Here is a 23,461-nt window from a genome sequence, read left to right as displayed (position 1 = left end):
ATATTTATTAGTGTTAACTACGTTGTTAACAAGTCAGGCTTTTGCTATTGAAAATGGTAAAAATGTATTAAATACACAACACCAAACAATTATTCAAACCACAACAAATAAATGTACGGGAAATTTAATTGCGGGAAAATGGCTATTAACTGCTCAGCATTGTTCTGGCAAAACATTACCTGTTATTAGTACTTATGAAGATCATCGTATATTGGTTGAAGAGCAAATAAATTATGATGATAGTCCCTACTACCATAATGAAAGTATTGATATTGCACTTTGGAAACTCAGTGCAACGGCACCATTTAATCAAATTACACCATTATCGATAAAGCCTAATTATTCAAACCAAGATATTAATATTTATGGCTATGACAGTAATAGTGAACAAGTAAGCAAAGTTCCGTTGATCATAACATCACAATCGAATGAACAGACTCCGATAGTAAAAAGTGTGGTACTAAAAGGGAATGGAACCTTAGTTGCAGGTGACTCTGGAGCCCCTTATATCAATGCTAAAAACCAAATTGTCGCTGTACATCAAGGTATCGAAGGTGAGTTATACCGTGGAACAACAATAGCGAGTGCAAAAGATTTTATTCTAAACACTGTCAATGGCTGGAATTATCCAACATTGATTTCTAATGTTAAAGGTCAAAAAGTCATTACGTTACAAAGTCTTCACCAAGATGACGTGATTGATCAAGCCTATGCTGACGGTGATATCACGCTCGATGTTGCACAATCAACATGCATGCAAGGTAATATTCACCCATTTAATACCTGTACTTATGTGATTAATAGCCAAGGTAATGAAGGGACTTTAGTATTATCACCAACAGAGCAAATTATTATTAACCCTGATATCGAAAATAATAGTACAGGAAAAGATAATAACGATAAGCCTGATCCAATTATTACCGATAACAATGGTGGCGGTGGTGGTGCTTTTAATTTATCAGCTTTACTTTCGCTACTGTTCATTATTTTATTTCGTAGAAAAGTTAGACACTAATATCTAATTATTACGACTTACTCTTAATGCAGATATAAAAAAGACCTCTCAAAGAGGTCTTTTTTATTATCAATTAATGGCGGTATTATTTAATCGCCATCGATTTCATCAAGGTAACTATCATCAAAGTTATCTGCTTTCTGAGCAGGCTGATCTTCACCATATGTAGCAATAAAGTCTTTATATTGAATATACGCATCACGTGTAAAGACATAAGGATCAGGAGAATTCTCAAGCATAGCTTCTTGCTGCACTAATGCTGCGCGATCTTCCATACCTTCAAATAACCACTTACCTAACCCTTCCCAGAAATTAAGTAAACCTAACATAGGGTAAAGCTGATCTGCCGAATCACCAAAGCCACGGAAAGTCACAGGGCCATAGAACGGTAACATTAAATAAGGACCATTAGGTACACCATAGTAACCTAACGTATCACCAAAACGACGTTCGTTCGGTTTATTAATATCAGCAGCAGACGCAATATCAATTAAGCCACCCAAGCCAAAAATGGTGTTGATCCAAAAGCGATTAAAATGGGTAACGGCTTCTTTGCCATTTAACGACAGAATACTATTCACCATGCTCGCTGGCTCATCTAAATTCGATAAGAAATTCATGATGCCTTTGCGAACAGGCTTTGGCGTGTAATCAACGTAAGCTACTGATACAGGTCGAGCAATGTATGGATCCAGATAATTGTAATTCAAATTCCACATTGCGCGGTTAAAACCCTCAAATGGGTCATATACACCGTTATTATCATTGCTACTATCTGCATCTATGTGATCAGAAATATTGCTAGAAACAATGTGATCTGACGGTTCATCCGGTGTTTGTGCACAGCCGATGATCCCGAGCGAGAGCGCAATTATAAGTAGTAAATTTTTATTCAAAACACATATCCAATAAAAAGCAGGCTGGATAATGATATCCAGCCTGCTCCGTTTGTTCCAGTATTGAATTAATATTGTTTATTAATTAATACTTTTGTATCACCACCAAGCATGACTTTCTGGCTTTCGCCATACCAGTCACCTTGTTTAGTCATTACATTACCATCACTATCAATTCGCGCACGAATCAGCATTTCAGATAACGACGATAGCTTGCGCTGCGGCATCATGCTGTCTTTATCTGTAAGCGTTATGGTTAATGGGAACTTCGTTGTTAACGGCAGTTTCACAGCAGCGATTGGCATTGGTGCACCATCAGCACTGTGTACCGAGATAATAATGTCACCTTGCTTTGGCATCACAACATCTGGTGCCAGTGAAATGGTTGCTGTTACTTGCTGCTTCACTTGTTCTACATCAGCTTTAGGTGTTGCGTCTGCTTTGACTGCACCAGCGGCTTCTGCACCATTAACAATCGCCATTGCTTTGTTATCAGCATCTAAACGTGATTGTGCTCGTTCAATACTGCGATCTAGCATAGGAACACGTGAATCATTCGGGCCAATCAGTTTCTTCATCATGGTCCAGTAAGCAATCGCTTGTTTGAATTGATTCTGCTCAAATGCATCAAACGCCAATAATGATAACGCTTGGGTATTAGTGTGATCATGTTTAATCACTGCACGTAGCAATTGACGAGCTGTATCACTTGCACCCGGTTTACCACTTAGCATGAGTGACTGTGCATAACCTAGCTGGATATCACTATCCATCGGGTTAAGATCATAAGCACGCTTCATTGCCATTTCAGCGGTTTCGCCATCACGGTTCGACATTGCAATACGACCTAGTAGTAACCAACCCATAGGATCGTCACCATCGTCATGCAATTTCGTACGTAGCGCTAGCGTTAGATCTGCCATATCTTGATCTGATAACGGTTCATTCGCCGCATTATCGCCAAGTAAACGCTTGGATAGCTCAGGTAGACGATTCACCGCATCATGCCAATCTTCAACCTTTTTAATACCGCCAACAGAAGCGTACATACCATAACAAATACCCACAATTAAAATGATACCCGGAAGTAACATTGCAGGACTGACATGTACTGATTTCTTCACTTCACCTTGAGGTAAGTCATCAAGTAATGACTGTTGCAGCTCAGAAACTAATTCTTGGCGATTCTCAACCAAACCTTCTTCAGATTCGTGTTCAAGCTCATGAATACGATCTTTAAAGAATGCTTTATTTAATTCATCTCGACTTGCTACGTCGTCATACTCTTTGCCATACAACATAGGTATTGCAAAAAATGCCATCGCAATAAGCACTAAGACAGCAGTTATAATCCAAAACAGTGTCATTTATTTACCTTTGATTGAGTATCAACACTTTCAGCATCTTGCTGTTCCATTTCGGCAAGCAGGGCTTTTAAACGCGCCGCTTCCGCTGCATCTAATTGTGTCTCTTCTACTTTTTCACCGTTCTTGCGTGAACGATAAACCAATACAGTAAAACCAATCACAATAAACAGAATTGGACCAACCCATAGGATCGCCGTTGATGCCGTCATTGGTGGATTGTAAGTCACGAAATTACCGTAACGGGCAATCATATAATCAATAATTTGCTGACTGCTTTTGCCTTCTTGTAATAACTCGAAGGTTTTCTGGCGCATGTCTTGCGCCAGTGTTGCATTAGAATCGGCAATATTATTGTTCTGACACTTAGGACAACGTAGCGTGGCAGTTAACTCTTGAAACTGCTTTTCTTGCTCTGCATTTTTAAAGTCATAAACATCAATTGATGCAAATGCTGGTAATGCAGCTGTTAGCGCGATAGTCGCCGCGATAACCATGGCAAATAAACGTTTCATTAGCTTTTTGCCTCCGCTTTTAGCTTGTTGTATAACGGCTCTAATGTGTCTTTCCAGTTCTCAGGATTCACATCACCGACATGGCGGTAACGAATGATACCATTAGCATCAATCAAGAACGTTTCTGGCGCACCGTATACACCAAGGTCCATACCTAACATGCCATTACCATCGTACAGTGTATGAAGGTAAGGATTACCCAATTCAGTTAACCAACCGATCGCTTTATCACGCTGATCTTTGTAGTTAAGACCAATGATCTTCACGCCTTGTTTAGCTAACGTATTAAGGTATTGATGCTCGGCATAACATGTCGGACACCAAGTCGCCCATACGTTTAATAGTAAAGGCTCACCTTTGAAAATCGTTTGCTGATACTCTTTTCCAGGTTGGAATAGATCTTCTAATTTAAAGGTCGGTACAGGTTTACCCACCAATACCGATTCTAGTTTTGTTGGATCATCACCATCAGCATTACGTGTTAACTGCACCATGAACATGATCACCAATGCAATAAACAGAACTAATGGAATAAAGAGTAATTTCTTATTCATGCGTTAATTTTGCCTCTGCCGATTTATCGTGCTTGGTTGCAGGTTTACGAAAACGGTAACGCTTATCACTGATCGCTAATGCACCACCCAGTGCCATTAACAACGCACCCGCCCACATCCAGTTAACAAATGGTTTGTAGTAAATACGTACTGCCCATGCGCCATCGCCTAGCTTCTCACCCATTGCCACATAAAGGTCACGAGTAATACCACTGTCGATTGCCGCTTCCGTCATCATTGAGCCAGCAACGCTGTAGAAACGTTTTTCAGCATGTAGCGTGGTCACGTTAATACCACGACGACTAATGTTGAAATCTGCAATGTAACCATCGTAGTTAGGACCATCCGCATCACGCAGACCCGCAAAGTGGAAGTCATAGCCTTTCACATTTACAGATTGACCCGGTGCTAGACGTAAATCACGCTCGATATCGTAGTTTGATACTAATGTAATACCGATGATTGAAATCGCTAAACCTAAGTGACCTAACACCATTGCCCAGTGACTACGACCTAGTTTACCTAGACCTTCAAAGAGTGTGTGACGGTGAGTTGCACGTTGGTATAGCTCAAAGCCATGCATCACGATGATCCAAATCGCCATCATCATACCTAGTACCGCTAGCGGCTCTACTACACTTGCAGTGAAGTAAATCAGTAGGAATGACAGTGGTACAGTGATCAATGCAGAAATAATCATTGGCTTGCGAACATTTGCCAAGTTATCACGCTTCCAGCGAACTAGCGGACCGATACCAAGAATGAACGCAAATGGCACCATTAACCATGTAAATAGCGTATTGAAGAAAGGCACACCGATAGAAACTGAGCCTAAACCAATTTGCTTGTGCACTAACGGTAATAGTGTACCGATAAGTACGACCACTAAACCTGCAACCAATAAGATATTGTTGGCAAGTAATAGGTTCTCACGAGAGAACAGGCTGTAATTACCACGGGAGCGAATCTGACCACCACGTAGTGCGTACAGTAGCAAAGAGCCACCGATCACCACTACTAGGAAACCAAGGATAAACATACCACGTGCTGGATCGGAGGCGAAAGCGTGAACCGATACCAGTACGCCAGAACGGACAAGGAAAGTACCTAGCAAGCTTAATGAGAATGCAGAGATCGCAAGCAGTACAGTCCATGCTTTAAATGTGCCGCGCTTCTCAGTTACTGATAGCGAGTGCATTAGCGCTGTACCTGCCAACCAAGGCATAAATGATGCGTTTTCTACTGGATCCCAGAACCACCAGCCGCCCCAACCTAGTTCGTAGTAAGCCCACCAAGAACCTAGTGCGATACCAACAGTTAGGAATGCCCATGCAGCAATTGTCCAAGGACGAGACCAACGAGCCCATGCAGTATCTAGACGACCTGTCATCAGTGATGCAATCGCAAAAGAGAAGGCAACTGAGAAGCCTACGTAACCCATGTAGAGCATTGGCGGGTGAATGATCAGACCCGGATCTTGCAATAGTGGATTTAAGTCACGGCCTTCAACAGGGAATACCGGAAGCGTACGTAAGAATGGGTTAGAAGTAATGATGATAAATAGTAGGAAACCTACCGCAATCATACCCATCACAGAAAGTACACGTGCAACCGACTCAAGAGGCATACCACGACTAAAACGAGCAACCGCTGTCGCCCAACCCGCTTGGATCAACACCCATAACAGTAGCGAGCCTTCGTGCGCACCCCATACCGCCGTAATACGGTAGTACCATGGCAGTAAGCTTGTTGAGTTGCTTGCTACATACGCAACAGTAAAGTCATTGCTATAGAACGACCAACATAAGATAACAAAAGACAGTGATAAGAAAGCAAAGATACCGTATGACAATGGACGAGCCATACGCATCATTGCTTGGTTACCAACTGCAGCACCATATAGCGGATAAATACTGACCAGTACCGATAAAGCAAGGGCAGCAATAAGGGCAAAATGGCCTATTTCAGGGATCATTGAGCACTACCTTGTAGTTGTTCTTCAGTATATTGAAGTTTTGAGTGATTTTTCTTCATTGCTTCAGCAACTTCAGGCGGCATGTAGTTTTCATCATGCTTCGCCAACACTTCGTGTGCTTTCACTGTTGTCGGGTTAACCAGCACACCTTGCGCCACAATACCCTGACCTTCACGGAAAAGATCTGGCAGGATACCATCGTAAGTTACTGTTACCGCAGGGCCAGTATCAGCCACTTGGAAACTAACACGAAGCGATTCTGGATCACGTTTTACCGAACCCTTCACCACCATACCACCGATACGTAAACGCTGGCCGACTTCAGGTTTTGTACCATCAGGCTTACCATTTATCAGCTCTGTCGGGGTATAGAACAGATCCATATTTTGGTTTAACGCATACAGCACTAAGCCAACAGTTGCACCAAGGCCTAGCACTAACGCTAACACTAAGGCTAGACGCTTTTTACGTCTTGGGGTCATAGCGTGTTCTCCAGTTTCTTCGCTTCTTTAATACGTTCTTCACGCGCCATTTTATTTTTAATATCACCTAATAAACGACGCTGTGTTGCCATACTTGAAAAAAGGATCCATAGCATTGCGATAAATGAAATGCCGAATGAGCTCCACACATATGCTGCATAGCCGCCCATGGCAAAAAAGTCGCTCATAGAATCAAAATGCATACCGACCTCACTTGTTCACTAATTCACGCACCCAAGGGCGGTGACTTTCGCGGATAAGAATTTCATTGCGTAAACGGATCATGGTGACAGCACCAAAGAAACACGCAAAACCAATAATATTAATCAGTAGCGGCCATAACATGTCGGTAGACATTGAAGGCTTAGCAAATTTAGTAATGGTTGCGCCTTGGTGCAGGGTGTTCCACCATTCCACAGAGAAGTGAATGATTGGAATATTAATCACACCAACAATCGCCAAAATACCCGCCGCTTTTGCTGCAGTTTTGTGATCGTCAAATGCGTTATATAGCGCCATCACACCAAGGTATAAAAATAGCAGGATCAATTCAGAAGTTAGGCGAGCATCCCATACCCACCATGTGCCCCACATTGGTTTCCCCCAAATTGCACCCGTGATCAGCGCAATAAAAGTAAACACAGCGCCAATCGGTGCCATTGCAGCCGCTGCCATATCAGACAGACGGATTTGCCACACTAGCCCGATAAAAGCGGCAATTGCCATAGATACATAAGCCCCCATAGACCAAATTGCCGCAGGAACGTGCAGGTAAATTATTCTAAAGCTATCCCCTTGCTGGTAATCGGTTGGTGCAAACATTAAGCCCCAAATCGATCCAACAATAATGGAAATTAAGCTAATGATGGAAAACCAAGGTAGCAACTTACCGCACAGGCGATAGGTATTCTCGGCTTTAGCGTAGGGATGTAACCACTTCCACATAATGCTCTCTACTCTTTGTATAGTTATAAATACGTCTTTAACGTCGAAATCAGTCACAATTGCGAGTCAGGTATGACAGCCATTCGACATAATCAGTTTTGCCCTAAAGGGAAAACAAAAGTGAGAGTGATACCACTCCCACTTATTTCATTAGTTAACGCTAATACGCAGCGATGCCGCCACAGCAAACGGTGCCAGTGTGACTGATGCCACCAACATAGCTGCCATTAAGGCTAATTGACCGTTATATGCCATCCCTAAGCCTGCCGCTTCTATCGCTGAGGTCGCGAATATAAGCACAGGTATGTATAACGGTAATATGAGCAAGCTCAACAAAACGCCACCTTTTCGTAATCCAACCGTTAAAGCGACACCAATTGCGCCTAAAAAGCTCAATGTTGGGGTACCAACCAATAGGGTTAATACAACCGCTACCCAAGTATCCCAGTTCAGTGATAATAAAATCGCCAGTAATGGGCTAATAATAATCAGAGGTAATCCAGTCAATAACCAATGAGCGACCATCTTAGCAAACGCAGACACCGCCAATGGCGTTGGCATCAATAGCATTTGCTCAAGTGAGCCATCTGCATAATCATCACGGAATAAACGTTCCATCGACAACAATGCCGCAAGTAAAGCCGCAACCCAGATGATCCCCGGTGCAATACGTGCTAACAGTTTTGGCTCTGGTCCAATACCTAATGGAAACAGGGTGATCACAATAATGAAGAACCACAACGGGTTCATGACATCGGCACGACGACGAAAGGCAATTAACAGCTCACGACGAATGATTTGAATAATAGAATTGAGCATAGTGATCACTGCCCTAACTTAATTTTTCTTAAGTGATTACTGTCGGTAAACATATCTTGGTGAGTGGTTAATAACACCATGCCACCACGCTCAACATGGGACAGAAACAGGTTTTCAAGTACCTTTACCCCTTGCTTATCAATCGCTGTTAAAGGCTCATCAAGCACCCATAACTTATGATTACTCAACCATAAACGCGCTAATGCTACACGGCGTTGTTGACCTGCTGATAACTGCCCAGCAGGCACATCCTCACGCCCCGCTAACCCCACATGAGCGAGTGCTTGCCATAATGCATCATCACCGGTGACCTTTGGCGAACCCTTGAGATCTGAGCCTTCATTGCATTTATGCATTGCTTGAAAGAAAGCCAAGTTCTCAAAGGCTGTAAGTTCACGCTTAACGCCTGTTTGGTGTCCAAGAAAAAGAAGTTCTTGATGATAGTCTTCACGGGCGGTATGAATATCTTCTTGATTCCAAAATACTTGCCCACTATCAGCACGGCCTAAACCAGCAATAATACGTAGCAATGTCGTCTTGCCCGCACCATTGTGGCCTTCTATTTGAACCAACTCACCGCTGGAGATTGTGAAACTAAGTTCATCAAACAATAAACGTTCGTCACGAACGCAGCTTAAGTCTGCTACAGACAACATATAAATGATGTATCCTAGGTGTTACAAATCAGCCCGCATAATACCACAATGGCTCTTAAATTAGGTAAACTGCGGACGTATTCATGGTTAACGAACGTAAGTAAATGTGAAATAAATGCGCATTAATTCAACACCATCTCACACACCCAATGCACCTCAAGCTGCGCCAACTGACAAACCGCAAGCAAGCAGTATTGGTCGTCAAACGCCATTATTGGCGAGTTTAGAAACAAAAGCATCAAACCCTGTTTCTCAACTGCCGCAATTATTGTTATCCATAAACAGCTTGCAACGTTTAGTTACACTTTTATTCAACCCGTTAAACTCTGGTACAGCTAAATTAACCACACCGTTGCCAAATAACTTGAATGCTATTTTTCAGCAACTTTTCGCCCCCAATAATCAAGCAAGTTTAATTGCTTGGTTACAACAAGGTGGCGAAAGAAAACCACTGGCACAATTGTTACAACAGCTATCACACCCACAGAGCCCATTAAATCAATGGCTAAAAACATTAAGCCTTGACCAGCAACAAGATGTGACAGCCTTGCTACGCCTTGCTGGAGAACAACGTGGCCCAGAAACGCAGCGAGCGCAAGAAAGCAATAGCATTCACCTTCAATACCCAATAAGTAACGAGCAATTTATTGATATTAAAGTAAAAAAAGACAGCGATGATTCAAGCTCAAATGCTGATAAGAATATCAATTCCTGCTGGACGGTCAAATTGACATTACCTATTGGTTCAATCGATATTTTGAATGTTACGGCGCAATGGAAAAATAGCGCCCTCAATACTGTATTTGCTACCACTAATATCGCTTTGCTAACTCGGGTAGAAAAAGTGACTCCCCTGTTATTAGCTCGAATGAACCAACTTGGAATTACCTGCGAAACACCAAGCTTTCAACATCAGCTAAACACAGATATTGAAGCCGAACATATTTCCCATACAGGACTGCATATCAAGGTTTAACGATGGAAAAAAATAAAAGTACCGCTAAAAGCGCCATTGCCTTGAAATACAATGGTGAAAAAACACCTTATATTACAGCTAAAGGCCACCAGCAATTGGCTGAACACATTATCGAACAAGTAAAACAGCAAGGCGGGCTTATTCATCAAGATCCGGTATTAGCACAATATCTCAATAGTTTTGAGATCGGTGATGAGATCCCACAAGAGCTCTATTTGATCATTGCGGAATTAATCGCTTTTTCATGGTACTTAAACGGCAAAACCCCTCCGGGTTGGGAGGGGCTTGAAGATATTGACGTTGTTGTATGAATCTTAACGTCGACGTTTTTTTTGCATCGTTTGCTGCAAACGCAGTAGTAATTCGGCTTCAGCTTTTGGTAAATCGCATTCATTCATCAGTTCATGAACATCAGCACCAAGCTCTACCATTTTACTGGCTCGGCTATACAAGCGACCTTCTGGATCATTCATCATAATTTCAGTCTGACGATCTTCAACCACTTCTAATTGATGTGACATATCAGCCAATTTATGGCTCATGCCCATGGTGCCTGCACGCAGCTCATTGAACTCTTTGCTTAAACGCTCATTTTGCAATCGCGCATTTTTTAATACTGTTTCAATCGCTGCAAATTTCGTTTCTAAATTACGTCGAGCTTTACGCTCTCGAAGTAATAACACAGTAAAAATTACGACTGCTAAAACAGAAATACCCGTCGGTAACCACTGCAATACAACTGTATTCATTACAAGTACGCCATCTCATCCCACTCTTCGTCAGATAGCAGCTTGTTAAGATCAACCAGAATTAGTAATTGTCCTTCACGGTTACTTACCCCCTGAATGAACTTCGCACTCTCTTCTGTACCGACACTTGGCGTACTATCAATTTCTGAGCTACGTAGATACACGACTTCAGCAACACTATCAACAAGAATACCAATAACTTGTTTCTCTGCTTCAATAATCACAATTCGAGTATTGTCAGAAATCTCACCAGGCATTAAACCAAAGCGTGAACGGGTATCAATAACTGTCACCACATTACCACGTAGGTTAATAATACCCAGCACGTAATCAGGTGCGCCTGGCACTGGTGCTATTTCTGAATAGCGTAAAACTTCACGAACTTGCATCACATTAATGCCGTAAGTTTCATCTTCTAGCTGAAATGTCACCCATTGCAGAACCTGATCATTCGCTCCGTCTTTTTGGATCTCAGCGATATTTACCTGTGACATGCTATTCCCTCTTAAGGTCCTGAATTACTCAATACTATTTACGTCAAACCCATTATTTAGCATTGCAATCAATGCATTAACATGAATTAGCGCACACATTTTATCTTTTACCATACCCGCAAGCCAAGGACGTTTACCTGCCTTTTCACGCCAGCGAATATCATCAACATCTAATATTTTGGTACCATGTAGCTTATCGCTTGCAAGCCCCCACTGGCTTTCACCTAGCATAACGATATAGCGATAATTCTCACGATGCTCGTCATCGATCAACTTCTCAGGCATAACCCAGCGCGCAGTATCAACAACATCTAATTTTTGCTCTCGGCTTGATTGCAATCCAAGGTACCAACACGGGCGTCCTAACAAGCGGTTTAACTCACCTAACTGATGTATACCACCTAACTCTGTTAATGCGACCGCAAACATCACACCGTTAACTTCAAAGAACAAGGCTTGAAAGGCTTGCTCTGTACCATGATGTGTCCATTGCTCTGGCGGGATCAAACTAGCTGATGGTGCTAACTCTGTCTCAACTGTCGGTACTTCAGTTGGTATCTCAACGACCACTTCAACTTGAGCTATCTCGGTTTCATTAAGCTCTTCAATAGAAGTTAGTTCTTCAACGACAATCTGAGGCTGTTCTTGCTCTATTTGTGGCTGATTTGCAATTGGCTCGACATTTTGTTGAATATCATCAATATCAATTTCATTGACTCTACTAAGTAAACGTTCGATATCTTGCAGCTTTGATGGTTCAACATAATCAGTTTCAACCTGCTTACTTGGCTCTACTGACTGTATTTTAGGCTGAATAACAGGAGCCGCTATTTCAATCTTTTCAATATCGGGCTTATCAATATGTAAAGCAGAATCTTGTACTTCGGTGGACACAGCAGCGTCATTTGATTCTTCCAACAAATCAAAGAAATAATCATCTAATGCCTGATCACTAGATAGTGGCTTACTATGCATGATTTTCTAACCGTTCCACATATTTCAATAAGGTTTTATACGCAAATACACCACGACAACTGCGCGCGTACAATGATGGCGGCATATGCTTAATGCTGGCATCACGAAACTTAGTATCGATCGGAATAGCAGATGCCCACACTTGCTCTGGAAAGCGATGTTTTAACTCTTGCAATGTCTGTAATGATGCCCGCGTCCGTTTGTCGTACATCGTTGGCACTATAGTAACGTTAAAGCCTGACGGTTTTGAACGCTGCATGATCTGCAAAGTTCGCATCATTCGCTCTAAGCCTTTCATCGCCAGAAATTCCGTTTGTACTGGAATTAAAATACGGTTACTTGCAGCTAATGCATTAACCATCATCACACCTAAAATCGGTGGACAATCAATAAGTACATAATCGTATTCATCTGCCAAACTGTGCAGTGCTTTTTTCAGCATCAGCCCCATACCACTTCGGTTACCCATCACGCGATCAAGGGTAGCGAGTGACATATGAGCTGGTATAATGTCGATATTATTAAATGCTGTATTTAAGATCAGAGGCTTTACACTGGCTTTATTGACTTCTGATAGTTGGAATAAATCAAATAAGCTAGCGGGTACTTGCTCTGAGTCGAAATTTAAATACGTTGTTAAAGAAGCGTGTGGATCGGTATCGACTAATAAGACACGCTTATTCTGCTCACTCAGCAAGCCTGCTAATGTAATGGTTGTTGTTGTTTTACCAACACCACCTTTTTGATTAGCAATACTCCAAACGATCAACCTTGAATCCTCACTGTAAACCTAGCTCAATTAAAATACATTCAGCGATGCGATCTAAAGGTAAGTCATGACTTGAAATCCCCGCTTTTGCAACGGCTTGCGGCATTCCATATACAACACAACTTTCTTCATCTTGCGCCCAAATTGTTGAGCCGCTATTTTTCAACATTCTTGCGCCATCACGCCCGTCTGCGCCCATACCAGTTAACACCATGGACAACACCTTATCTTGATATACCTTGGCTGCTGAGCCAAACGTTACATCAACGCAAGGCTTATAATTCATACGCTCACCGCTATCGATGATACGTAAACGTGCAGCACCTGGTCGACCATCCAGCATCATTTGCTTACCACCAGGGGCTAAATAAGCCGTACCCGGCTTTAATACATCGCCATTTTCTGCTTCTTTCACACTGATCTTACAAAGATGATCTAAACGCGCAGCAAATGCCGCAGTAAAAGTCGCTGGCATGTGTTGAATTAGCACAATGGGGTATGGGAAGTTTGCTGGTAATTTAGTTAATATTTTCTGCAGCGCGACAGGTCCTCCCGTTGAAGTACCAATTGCAACTATCTGATACTTCTTCCCTGATGCTTTAAAGCGTAATGCTGGTTTTATTGCAGATGAACGAGCAGCGGGTATTGCTCGACTTGATGCAAGCGACGACGTTGGCTCTGTACTTAAACGAGAAGTCAAAGAAGAAGGTTTAGAGACACTACTTGTTAATGACGAACTCGCTGGCGTTGAAGCTCGAGTAACCGCACTTCTTCGCATAAAAATACGCTTACGTGCTAATTCTGCGACACGTTTTTGTAATAGCTCTACCGCTTCATCACGATTGCGAGCAATGTCTTCAAATTTCTTCGGTAAGAAATCAAGTGCACCCGCATCAAGCGCATCTAACGTTGCTTTTGCACCATCATGCGTCAGTGATGAAAACATTAAAATCGGGGTTGGCGAAACTTTCATGATCTCACGGACTGCCGTTATGCCATCCATCACAGGCATTTCAATATCCATGGTGATCACGTCAGGTTGTAGCTTTTGCGCTAATTCAACCGCTTCTTTGCCATTTACTGCATTACCAACGACTTCTAATCGACTGTCAGCATTAATGATTTCACTCACACGTCGACGAAAAAAACTTGAGTCATCAACTACTAATACTTTAACTGCCATGTCACTTCATCCCGTTGAAACTCTTAAAGGGGGTCATTGCCCCCTTTTTATTATTTAAATTAATGACCTGCGTAATGTTTTAACAGGCTTGGTACATCAAGGATCAAGGCGATATGACCATCACTGGTAATGGTTGCCCCTGCCATACCCGGTGTACCTTGTAACAAGCTATCAAGTGGTTTAATCACCACTTCTTCTTGACCAATTAAGGTATCAACTACAAAACCGATACGCTGATGCCCTATTTGAACAATCACCACGTGACCATGACCACGATCTTTCTTCGCGCCAGCCGTTACGCCAGATAACCAATCCTGTAGATAGAATAACGGGATCGCTTTCTCACGTACAATGATCGTAAGCTGACCATCAACGGTGTTGGTTTTATTTAAATCAAGGTGGAAGATCTCATTCACGCTAGCCAATGGAAGAGCAAATGGTTGCTCACCCACGCCCACCATTAGGGTCGGTAATATTGCCAACGTCAGCGGTACTTTAATATCAATTCGTGTGCCTTTACCGAGCACAGAATCAATATGAATTGAACCATTTAACTGGTTAATACCGGTTTTTACGACGTCCATACCAACACCACGACCAGAAATATCAGAGATTTCTTTTTTGGTCGAGAAACCTGGTGCAAAAATGAGATTGTATGCCTCACTATCCGTTAAACGAGATGCAGAATCAGCATCCATCACGCCACGTTCAACAGCAATACTTCGTAGTTTTTCAGCATCCATACCGCCACCATCATCTTCAATGGTTAGCAAAATATGATCACCTTCTTGAGAAGCAGAAAGTAAAACCGTACCGGTACGAGGCTTGCCGATCTGTTCACGTACATCTGGCATTTCAATACCATGATCAACCGAGTTACGCACTAAGTGAACCAATGGATCGGCTAACGCTTCCACTAAGTTCTTATCTAAGTCAGTCTCTTCACCACGCATTTCAAGGACGATGTCTTTATTTAAGCTACGTGCTAAATCACGTACAACGCGAGGGAAACGACCAAAGACTTTCTTAATTGGCTGCATGCGGGTTTTCATTACCGCACCTTGCAGATCAGCGGTGACAACATCAAGGTTAGAGACTGCCTTCGACATTTCTTCATCGTTGGTATTTAAACCAAGGCTTACTAAACGGTTACGTACTAATACCAATTCACCCACCATATTCATGATGGTATCTAAAGTAGAAGTATCGACACGCACTGTCGCTTCAGCTTGCGGCTTGGCCTTTTCTTTTACCGCAACCGGTTTAGCTACTCTTTCTGCTGGCGGTTGATGCGCAGCCGGTGCTGAGGTTGGTGTAGTGATCTGCTGATGAGTAGACTCAGCTCTCACAACCGGCTCAGGTTTTGGCGCTTCAACCTCAGTTAAACTATTTGCTGCAGATTGTGCTGCTAACGCTTGCTCTTCAGGCGATGGACCTTTACCCACTCCATGAAGCTCATCTAACAAACGTTCAAATTCATCATCGGTCATGAGATCATCACTATCCCCTGCACCAGTATCATCAGGTACAGTGGATGTTGATGTGTTATCAGAAGCACTAGGTGTCGCTGATGTAGATGTTGCTGACGCATACTGACTATTGCCCGGTCCTTTACCTGAACCGTGTAATTCATCTAATAAACGTTCAAATTCATCATCGGTAATATCACCGCTATCAAATTCAATTTGTGCTGTGACATTAGCTTGTGCTGTTGATTCAGAAGAAGCACCGGATGATGGACCTTGACCTGAGCCATGTAATTCATCCAGTAGTCGTTCGAATTCATCTTGCGTCATATCATCAACGCTATCACCAGCGGTTACACTGTCTTCAGCCGCTGATACAACAGGTTCAGGCTCAACATTGACGATAACAGGCTGCTCTTGGACTTTTTCAGAGGACGTCGGCTCGCTGGCTATGGGCGCTACAGATTCGCCAACTGTAGGTGGTTGACTATAGAAATGAAGCGCATCAAGTAAGCGTTGCTCGGCACGATCAAGCGGTTCATGGGCTTTCACTTGTTCGAACATCACGTTAATACAGTCTAACGCTTCTAAAATAACGTCCATCAAATCGGAAGTGACGCTACGTTTACCAGTACGAAGCAAGTCAAACACGTTCTCCGCACCATGACAGGCATCCACTAACTCAGTGAGTGAAAGAAAACCAGCACCGCCTTTTACCGTATGAAAACCACGGAAAATCGCATTAAGTAACTCGGAATCGTCAGGGCTTCGTTCAAGTTCTACTAATTGTTCTGAAAGCAACTCAAGAATTTCACCTGCTTCAATCAAAAAGTCCTGCAGGATATCTTCGTCTAAATCAAAGCTCATAAATTTCCCCTAAAATCCAAGACTCGAAAGTAAATCATCAACGTCATCTTGTGATTCAACCACATCATTACGCTGCTCTGGATTGATAATTGGCCCCTCAGGCTTTAAGGCTGCTGCTTTATCATCAACCACAGTTTTCGAGTCTTGCTCCATGCCAAACGCTTTAAGAATTTCAACTAACCGATCTTCAACTTCGTGTACTAATTCAATCACGCGTCGAATAATTTGACCAGTAAGATCTTGATAATCCTGAGCCATCAGAATATCGGTAAGATGATTACGCAACGTGCAGCTATCACCTTCCACTTGAACAAGCAGTAAATCAATGTCGTGGCATAACGCTTTAAACTCACTTAAGCCAATCTTGCCAGCCATTAAGCGTTGCCACTGAGGATGCACTTGCAATAAGGTATTATGCAATTGATCAGCAATGGGTAGCGTACTTTCAACGGCATCCATGGTTTTATTGGCTGCTTCTTCCGTTTTATCAATTACATAAAGCAATCGATCACGAGCATCAGGAATATCATTTCGTGCTAAGTCATTGATCCTAGGATCAAGACGAAAATTAATCAAAGAATCATGTAACTGACGAGTGATTTTCCCCACCTCAGCAAACATTGGTTCATGGCTTTCTGCAACTAATGTTTGTACAAGCGAATTTGCTTCAGCTTGTTGTCCATTTTCTAGCAAGCTGACAAGCTCTTTTGCCTGTTCCAGTGAAATCATGCTTCGTTATAATCCTTATTTGCAGCTGATGGTTACTGTAAGCGCTCGAAAATTTTATCCAATTTTTCTTTTAACGTTGCAGCAGTAAATGGCTTAACAATGTAACCATTCACACCTGCTTGTGCAGCTTCAATGATCTGCTCACGCTTAGCTTCTGCTGTGATCATAAGCACAGGAAGGTGTTTTAGTTGATCATCAGAACGAATATGACGAAGAAGATCGATACCTTGCATACCCGGCATATTCCAATCCGTCACCACGAAATCAAAATCACCTTTTTTAAGCATTGGTAATGCCGTTAATCCATCATCCGCTTCTAACGTGTTGTTAAAACCTAAATCACGCAGCAGGTTTTTAACAATACGACGCATTGTTGAGAAGTCATCAACAATGAGGATTTTCATATTTTTATTCAAGTTTGCCTCCACTGAGAGCCAGCGTTCTTCTAGTTCTATAAATAATTAATCTTAAGCAGTCCATGCTGTTAATTTGGCACGTAATCGTTGCATGGCTTGGCTGTGTATCTGACAAATTCGTGATTCACTGACACCAATTACTGCGCCAATTTCTTTTAAATTCAGCTCTTCGTCGTAATAAAGTGAGAGCACCAAGGCTTCACGCTCAGGTAGCGTTTTGATAGCTTCTGCTAATGATGCTCGAAAGCTATCATCAGCAACATCTTGAAAAGGTGCATTTTCTTCAATACTTTCTTCATTCGCTACTGAATCTTCAGCCACACCAAGATCGCTAATACCCACTAATCGTCCACAATTAACATCATTTAATGCTTGATGGTACTGTTCTAACGGCATATCGAGATATTGCGCAATTTCTTGGTCGTTTGGATCTCGTCCTAATTCATTTTCAAGGTGAGAAATAGCTTCACTTATCTTTCGGCTATTTTTGTATACCGAGCGAGGAACCCAGTCACCACGACGAATATCATCCAACATCGCACCACGAATACGAATACCAGCGAAAGTTTCAAAACTTGCGCCTTTGGTTGGATCATAATTTTGCTGGGCTTCAAGCAAGCCAATCATGCCTGCTTGAATTAAATCTTCTACCAACACACTAGGTGGTAAGCGCACCATTAAATGATGCGCGATACGTTTAACTAATGATGAGTAACGTTCGATAAATGCTTGTGGACTTTGCTGATATTGGCCATAGGCCATCGCTTTATTCACTATATGGCACCTCCATGGCTTGTGGACGTTTTACAAGTAAGCGCTCAACAAAGAACTCCAAATGTCCACCAGGGTTGTGTGGAATTGGCCATGTCATAGCTTTAGTTGATAGTGAATTTAACGCCAATGCCGCCGGGCTTCGTGGGAAAGCTTCAACCACAATTTTCTGACGTTTCACCGCTTGGCGCACGCTGTCATCAAGAGGGATACAAGCGACTAATTCAAGATTTGCATCTAAGAAACGTTCAGTAACTCGCGTCAGCTTGGTAAACAGTTCACGCCCCTCACGGTAACTGCGCACCATGTTTGCCACAATTTTAAAACGCTGAACATCGTATTCACGGCTTAAAATTTTGATCAATGCGTAGGCGTCAGTGATCGAGGTAGGTTCATCACAAACAACCACTAATACATCTTGCGCTGCGCGAGCAAAGCTCAGCACCATATCTGAAATACCAGCGGCGGTATCAACCAATAAGAAGTCCAGATCATCTTGCAAGTTACCAAAAGCACGAATTAACCCTGCGTGTTGTGCAGGCGTTAACTCAGCCATGTTTTGGGTACCCGATGCGGCAGGAATAATTTTTAAACCGTATGGACCTTCGATAATGATATCTTCCAGTTCACAGATACCAGCAAGAACATGAGATAAGTTACGTCCAGCACGTAAACCTAGCATCACATCAACATTCGCAAGACCTAAATCGGCATCGAGTACCATGACACGTTTACCTTGACGCGCCATCGACATTGCCATATTCAGTGTCACATTGGTTTTACCTACTCCGCCTTTACCGCCAGTAACCGTGATCACTTTTGTTGATGTTAGCTGAGTCATTCGACGTAAACCGCTTGCTTGATCGTACATTCTGCTCTCAATCATAATAATCTGCCGCCTTATTATCTGAACTATCACTAGACCAGAAATGTGATTGCTGGCTTATCTCTAACTCCAATAATTCGTTTGCTCGTGAAACTAAGTAATTCCCCGATGCAATCTTTATATCTTCTGGGACACGCTGACCATCGGCTAAATAAGCAATCGGTAATGCGTTTTGCACTGCGACACAAATTATTTCACCTAAGCTCAGTGACTCATCAAGTTTGGTCAGCACACAACCAGATAACGGAATACGACGGAAATGCTCAATGGTTTCCTGTAATACTCGACGCTGTGATGTTGCAGGCATCACTAGGTAGCTACGAATATGCGCTCCGCTGTTTTTCATTAAAGTATCTAGCTGCTCAGATAGCCGGATATCACGTTGTCCCATCCCTGCTGTATCAAGCAATACAAGGCGACGATGGCGCAACTGATGAAGTATATCGGCAAGCTCTTCAGCATCTTTAGCAACTCTTACCGGACAGCCCATAATTCGACCATACGTTGCTAATTGCTCATGAGCACCGATACGATAAGTATCTGTCGTTACCAAGGCGATTTGCTCTGGGCCATACTCCATTGCGGCACGTGCGGCTAATTTTGCAATGGTGGTGGTTTTACCAACCCCTGTTGGGCCTAATAGGGCAACAACACCGCCACTTTCTAAAATACAATCATCGGTTGTGATGATTTGATCTGATAATAAATCGAGTAATGCAGGCCAAGCTTCGTTAGGCTGAATATCTTCAGGGATGTAGCAAGCCAATTGATCGGCTAATTGTTCTGATAAGCCCATTTTCTCTAGGCGTTTTATCATCATGGCACGCATTGGCTCACGACGTTCGACTTCTTGCCACATCAAGCCTGATAGTTGATGTTCAAGTAAACGACGTATCGAGATCATTTCAGATCGCACTTGATCTAGCTCATCTTGACTTGGCTGAGCTTTCGATTCGTAACGAGTTGGATCTAAGCGAGGCTTATGTGATGCTTTATCGCGTCCATTAACCCCATTGTCATGGTTATCAAATAAACCACGACCAACCGATAAATCTCGTTCATATTGCTTTGATGATGGGCGACGGTAATCACCGATATCTAAGCTGTGTTTATTCGTTTCTGGCTGATAACGCTTAAATGAAGAGCCATTACCATTCATTGATGAGCGGTTATCACGCGGTTGATTTTCTGGATAAAAGGCATCAGCGTAACGTGAATAGCCACCTGCTTTTTGGGGCTGCTGCATATCGCGTTGGTAATGACGCGACATGCTTTCCTCTTCTTCACGATAGCCGTGAGATTCACCATACAAACTATGGCTATCACCTTGCTCACGCAGTTTAGACTGGCGATCAAGCAATGCACTTAATGAATCAACTTCACTTGGTTGGTCTTTTTGCTCTTGTGATGAGGCATAATTTTGCAGCACGCTAGCAAACTTCTGCGCTGTGGACTGATTCAACTGCACCTTATCATCAGCCAGTTTTCGTCTTGCTTGACTTAAACCTTGTGACGCTTCTTCACGAGAGCGGTGATGAGTACTCGATGGTTGTGGGGTTGTATCTACATCAACAGCAGCAACAATCTCAACACCACCCGAGACTTTCTTATTCGACATAATGACAGCATCAGGCCCAAGCTCTTCTTTGACTTCGCTAAGTGCCGTCCTCATGTCCTTGGCAAAAAATCGTTTAATCTTCAAAATATCGTCCTATGTCAGAAAGTGCTTAGGCCGCATCAACAACCACTAACATCAATTACCCACTGCATTCACAATGCGAATTTGTTTTTCATCAGGAACTTCCTGATACGACAACACCCGCAGGCTTGGAATTGTATTTTTAACAAATTTAGCTAATGTCGAACGCAATACACCTGAAGTAAGTAATACGGCAGGCTCACCTTTCAATTCTTGTTGCTGTGTGGCTTCCGTTAATGAACGCTGCAAACGCTCAGCAAGGCCAGGTTCAATACCTGAAGATTCGCCACCAGCGGATTGCATGGTTTGATGCAATATTTGTTCCAATTCAGGAACTAACGTTATTACTGGCAACTCAACCTCTATACCATTGATTTCTTGGCAAATTAATCGTTTCAAACCGATACGTACTGCTGCTGTAAGAATGTCAGGATCTTGACTCTTGCTTGAATACTCCGACAAGGTTTGGACGATAGTTCGAATATCACGCAGCGGGATCGCTTCATTTAACAAATTCTGCATCACTTTCACGACCACACCCAATGGGAGTTGATCGGGTACAAAACCATCGACCAGTTTTGGCGCACTTTGACCTAACATTTCTAATAGGTTTTGTACTTCTTCATGGCCTAATAGTTGTGATGCATTATTGGTTAATAACTGGCTTAAATGCGTTGCTAGTACTGTGGCAGAGTCAACAACGGTATAGCCTAATGCTTGTGCATGTTCACGCTGAGAGTCTTGGACCCAAACCGCTTCTAAGCCAAAGGCTGGATCGGTGGTCATTTCACCATCAATAGAACCAAACACTTGCCCTGGGTTAATGGCTAAATCCATCTTAGGGTGAATATTGGCTTCACCACAGGCAACGCCCATTAAGCTAATACGGTAACTATTAGGTGGTAACTCCAAGTTATCTCGAATATGTACGGGAGGGATCAGGAAACCAAAATCTTGCGATAGTTTCTTACGTACCCCTTTCACACGCTCAAGCAGCTCACCACCTTGATCTTTATCAACCATAGAAATAAGACGATAGCCCACTTCTAAACCAATTGTATCGACAGGCTGAACATCGTCCCATGACAACTCTTTTAACGGCTGAGTAGGCGCTAACTCAGTAGGAGCAGGCTCTTTCTCCACCAATGCTGCTTCTTTATCTTTCTTCACTCGCCAATACGCAGCAGCACCAATCATGGCTGCCAATAAAAGAAATGGAATATGAGGCATCCCCGGGACGATACCCATTACAAATAAAATAACCCCAGTAATAATAAGTGCTTGCGGGTTATTAAACATTTGGAAATACATCTGCTGGCCCATGTCCTCGTCAGTATTTTGACGAGTCACCATCATCGCAGCAGCGATAGAAAGTAATAGCGATGGGATCTGTGCGACCAAGCCATCACCAATGGTTAACAGGCTATAGATTTCAATCGCAGAGCCAAAGGTTAAACCGTGTTGGCTCATACCAATGATCAAACCACCAATGATGTTGATAAATAGGATCAAAATACCTGCAATGGCATCACCTTTAACGAACTTAGAAGCACCGTCCATTGAGCCGTAGAAGTCCGCTTCTTTAGTCACTTCAAATCGACGAGTACGTGCTTGCTCTTGATCGATTAAACCTGCGTTTAAATCAGCATCAATTGCCATTTGCTTACCCGGTAAGGCATCAAGAGTAAAGCGAGCACTAACTTCTGAAATACGCCCTGCACCTTTGGTAACAACCATAAAGTTAATGATCATCAAAATCAGGAAGACCACTAAACCAACCGCATAGTTACCACCAATCACTACCGAGCCAAATGCATCAATTACCTGTCCAGCAGCATCTGGCCCTTCATGGCCATGAAGTAAAACCACACGTGTTGAGGCCACGTTAAGTGCTAAACGTAACAATGTAGCGATAAGCAAAACAGTTGGGAATGCAGCAAAGTCCAACGGACGGCGGGTATACACAGTTACTAACAACACCACCAGAGAAAGGGCGATATTAAAGGTAAACGTCATATCCAATAACAATGGTGGCATTGGCAATACCACCATCGCCAAGGTTGCCAATACCATAACGGGTGCGCCAATAGATGGCATCGACTTTAAGTTGGCTAATGGCAGTTTGTCTGCAAAAGGAATTGAGAGCTTCATTCTGTCTAGTGATCTATTCTTCTATTATTGGTATTCGAGTTCGTTTTATTAACAGAGAAGATCATTAAATAATCCATTATTTAATAAAGACGAAGAACCATGAATGCAT

The 23,461-nt window shown here is 42.7% G+C and carries 25 protein-coding genes; 3 read left to right on the top strand and 22 right to left on the bottom strand.

Annotated elements, in window-relative coordinates; all coding sequences use genetic code 11:
* Positions 1-1,015: trypsin-like serine protease (locus E5A76_RS05620; RefSeq protein WP_161118352.1), on the top strand; the 1,015-nt coding region annotated here is incomplete at its 5' end.
* 89 nt (positions 1,016-1,104) lie between these two features.
* Here the strand turns inward: E5A76_RS05620 and E5A76_RS05615 are convergent.
* The 10 genes from E5A76_RS05615 to ccmA all read right to left on the bottom strand — a co-directional run bounded on the left by E5A76_RS05615 (position 1,105) and on the right by ccmA (position 9,221).
* Positions 1,105-1,911, bottom strand: a complete 807-nt coding sequence (locus E5A76_RS05615) for an MlaA family lipoprotein (RefSeq protein ID WP_053988509.1) — start codon at positions 1,909-1,911, stop codon at positions 1,105-1,107.
* A 68-nt stretch (positions 1,912-1,979) separates the two neighbouring features.
* Positions 1,980-3,278 carry a c-type cytochrome biogenesis protein CcmI gene (gene ccmI, locus E5A76_RS05610; protein ID WP_161118351.1) on the bottom strand — a complete coding sequence of 433 codons (1,299 nt, stop codon included), beginning with the start codon at positions 3,276-3,278 and terminating at the stop codon, positions 1,980-1,982.
* Complete coding sequence (locus E5A76_RS05605; RefSeq protein WP_161118350.1) at positions 3,275-3,790, bottom strand: cytochrome c-type biogenesis protein; 516 nt, start codon at positions 3,788-3,790, stop codon at positions 3,275-3,277. Before E5A76_RS05605 ends, ccmI begins: the two co-directional genes overlap by 4 nt.
* Positions 3,790-4,344: a DsbE family thiol:disulfide interchange protein gene (locus E5A76_RS05600; RefSeq protein ID WP_053988512.1), complete on the bottom strand. Its 555-nt coding sequence runs from the start codon at positions 4,342-4,344 to the stop codon at positions 3,790-3,792. The genes E5A76_RS05605 and E5A76_RS05600 overlap by 1 nt, the downstream gene beginning before the upstream one ends.
* Positions 4,337-6,319 (bottom strand): heme lyase CcmF/NrfE family subunit, encoded by a 1,983-nt coding sequence (locus E5A76_RS05595; protein WP_053988513.1) that lies wholly within the window; start codon positions 6,317-6,319, stop codon positions 4,337-4,339. The genes E5A76_RS05600 and E5A76_RS05595 overlap by 8 nt, the downstream gene beginning before the upstream one ends.
* Positions 6,316-6,801, bottom strand: a complete 486-nt coding sequence (gene ccmE / locus E5A76_RS05590; protein WP_053988514.1) for a cytochrome c maturation protein CcmE — start codon at positions 6,799-6,801, stop codon at positions 6,316-6,318. The genes E5A76_RS05595 and ccmE overlap by 4 nt, the downstream gene beginning before the upstream one ends.
* Positions 6,798-7,004 carry a heme exporter protein CcmD gene (ccmD, locus tag E5A76_RS05585; RefSeq protein ID WP_008986476.1) on the bottom strand — a complete coding sequence of 69 codons (207 nt, stop codon included), beginning with the start codon at positions 7,002-7,004 and terminating at the stop codon, positions 6,798-6,800. The genes ccmE and ccmD overlap by 4 nt, the downstream gene beginning before the upstream one ends.
* 7 nt (positions 7,005-7,011) lie before the next feature.
* Positions 7,012-7,746: a heme ABC transporter permease gene (locus E5A76_RS05580; protein WP_008986475.1), complete on the bottom strand. Its 735-nt coding sequence runs from the start codon at positions 7,744-7,746 to the stop codon at positions 7,012-7,014.
* Positions 7,747-7,896: 150 nt separating this feature from the next.
* Complete coding sequence (gene ccmB, locus E5A76_RS05575) at positions 7,897-8,565, bottom strand: heme exporter protein CcmB (RefSeq protein WP_008986474.1); 669 nt, start codon at positions 8,563-8,565, stop codon at positions 7,897-7,899.
* Positions 8,566-8,570: 5 nt separating this feature from the next.
* Positions 8,571-9,221, bottom strand: a complete 651-nt coding sequence (ccmA, locus tag E5A76_RS05570) for a cytochrome c biogenesis heme-transporting ATPase CcmA (protein ID WP_053988515.1) — start codon at positions 9,219-9,221, stop codon at positions 8,571-8,573.
* Positions 9,222-9,336: 115 nt separating this feature from the next.
* Between ccmA and E5A76_RS05565 the strand changes: the two genes are divergently transcribed.
* The gene (locus E5A76_RS05565) at positions 9,337-10,197 is read left to right on the top strand and encodes a hypothetical protein (RefSeq protein ID WP_161118349.1); all 861 of its coding nucleotides are present in this window, start codon (positions 9,337-9,339) and stop codon (positions 10,195-10,197) included.
* A gap of 2 nt (positions 10,198-10,199) precedes the next feature.
* Positions 10,200-10,508 carry an EscU/YscU/HrcU family type III secretion system export apparatus switch protein gene (locus E5A76_RS05560; protein ID WP_161118348.1) on the top strand — a complete coding sequence of 103 codons (309 nt, stop codon included), beginning with the start codon at positions 10,200-10,202 and terminating at the stop codon, positions 10,506-10,508.
* 3 nt (positions 10,509-10,511) lie between these two features.
* Here the strand turns inward: E5A76_RS05560 and E5A76_RS05555 are convergent, their stop codons facing one another.
* The 12 genes from E5A76_RS05555 to flhA all read right to left on the bottom strand — a co-directional run bounded on the left by E5A76_RS05555 (position 10,512) and on the right by flhA (position 23,352).
* Entirely contained in the window at positions 10,512-10,946 is a 435-nt protein-coding gene (locus E5A76_RS05555) for a DUF2802 domain-containing protein (RefSeq protein WP_161118347.1), read from the bottom strand.
* The gene (locus E5A76_RS05550; RefSeq protein WP_008986469.1) at positions 10,946-11,440 is read right to left on the bottom strand and encodes a chemotaxis protein CheW; all 495 of its coding nucleotides are present in this window, start codon (positions 11,438-11,440) and stop codon (positions 10,946-10,948) included. The genes E5A76_RS05555 and E5A76_RS05550 overlap by 1 nt, the downstream gene beginning before the upstream one ends.
* A gap of 24 nt (positions 11,441-11,464) precedes the next feature.
* The gene (locus E5A76_RS05545; RefSeq protein WP_161118346.1) at positions 11,465-12,415 is read right to left on the bottom strand and encodes a chemotaxis protein CheW; all 951 of its coding nucleotides are present in this window, start codon (positions 12,413-12,415) and stop codon (positions 11,465-11,467) included.
* A complete protein-coding gene (locus E5A76_RS05540; RefSeq protein WP_161118345.1) occupies positions 12,408-13,184 on the bottom strand; it encodes a ParA family protein in 777 nt (258 codons plus the stop codon). The genes E5A76_RS05545 and E5A76_RS05540 overlap by 8 nt, the downstream gene beginning before the upstream one ends.
* Before the next feature lie 10 nt (positions 13,185-13,194).
* Complete coding sequence (locus E5A76_RS05535; protein WP_161118344.1) at positions 13,195-14,367, bottom strand: protein-glutamate methylesterase/protein-glutamine glutaminase; 1,173 nt, start codon at positions 14,365-14,367, stop codon at positions 13,195-13,197.
* Between the two features lie 59 nt (positions 14,368-14,426).
* Positions 14,427-16,700: a chemotaxis protein CheA gene (locus E5A76_RS05530; RefSeq protein ID WP_161118343.1), complete on the bottom strand. Its 2,274-nt coding sequence runs from the start codon at positions 16,698-16,700 to the stop codon at positions 14,427-14,429.
* A gap of 9 nt (positions 16,701-16,709) precedes the next feature.
* The gene (locus E5A76_RS05525) at positions 16,710-17,429 is read right to left on the bottom strand and encodes a protein phosphatase CheZ (RefSeq protein WP_161118342.1); all 720 of its coding nucleotides are present in this window, start codon (positions 17,427-17,429) and stop codon (positions 16,710-16,712) included.
* A gap of 32 nt (positions 17,430-17,461) precedes the next feature.
* On the bottom strand, positions 17,462-17,833 hold the full coding sequence (gene cheY / locus E5A76_RS05520) for a chemotaxis response regulator CheY (protein WP_005370326.1): 372 nt from the start codon (positions 17,831-17,833) through the stop codon (positions 17,462-17,464).
* Positions 17,834-17,896: 63 nt separating this feature from the next.
* Positions 17,897-18,619, bottom strand: coding sequence for an RNA polymerase sigma factor FliA (locus E5A76_RS05515; RefSeq protein ID WP_043128981.1), 723 nt, complete (start codon positions 18,617-18,619; stop codon positions 17,897-17,899).
* Complete coding sequence (locus E5A76_RS05510) at positions 18,612-19,502, bottom strand: MinD/ParA family protein (protein WP_008986462.1); 891 nt, start codon at positions 19,500-19,502, stop codon at positions 18,612-18,614. Before E5A76_RS05510 ends, E5A76_RS05515 begins: the two co-directional genes overlap by 8 nt.
* Positions 19,495-21,204 carry a flagellar biosynthesis protein FlhF gene (gene flhF, locus E5A76_RS05505; RefSeq protein WP_161118341.1) on the bottom strand — a complete coding sequence of 570 codons (1,710 nt, stop codon included), beginning with the start codon at positions 21,202-21,204 and terminating at the stop codon, positions 19,495-19,497. The genes E5A76_RS05510 and flhF overlap by 8 nt, the downstream gene beginning before the upstream one ends.
* A gap of 51 nt (positions 21,205-21,255) precedes the next feature.
* Entirely contained in the window at positions 21,256-23,352 is a 2,097-nt protein-coding gene (flhA, locus tag E5A76_RS05500) for a flagellar biosynthesis protein FlhA (RefSeq protein WP_161118340.1), read from the bottom strand.
* Positions 23,353-23,461 lie beyond the last annotated feature (109 nt).

This window comes from Photobacterium lucens, assembly GCF_009873615.1.
Lineage (GTDB): Bacteria > Pseudomonadota > Gammaproteobacteria > Enterobacterales > Vibrionaceae > Photobacterium > Photobacterium lucens.
The sequence above is the reverse complement of the archived record's forward strand: the minus strand, read 5'-3'. Positions and strand labels throughout refer to the sequence as shown.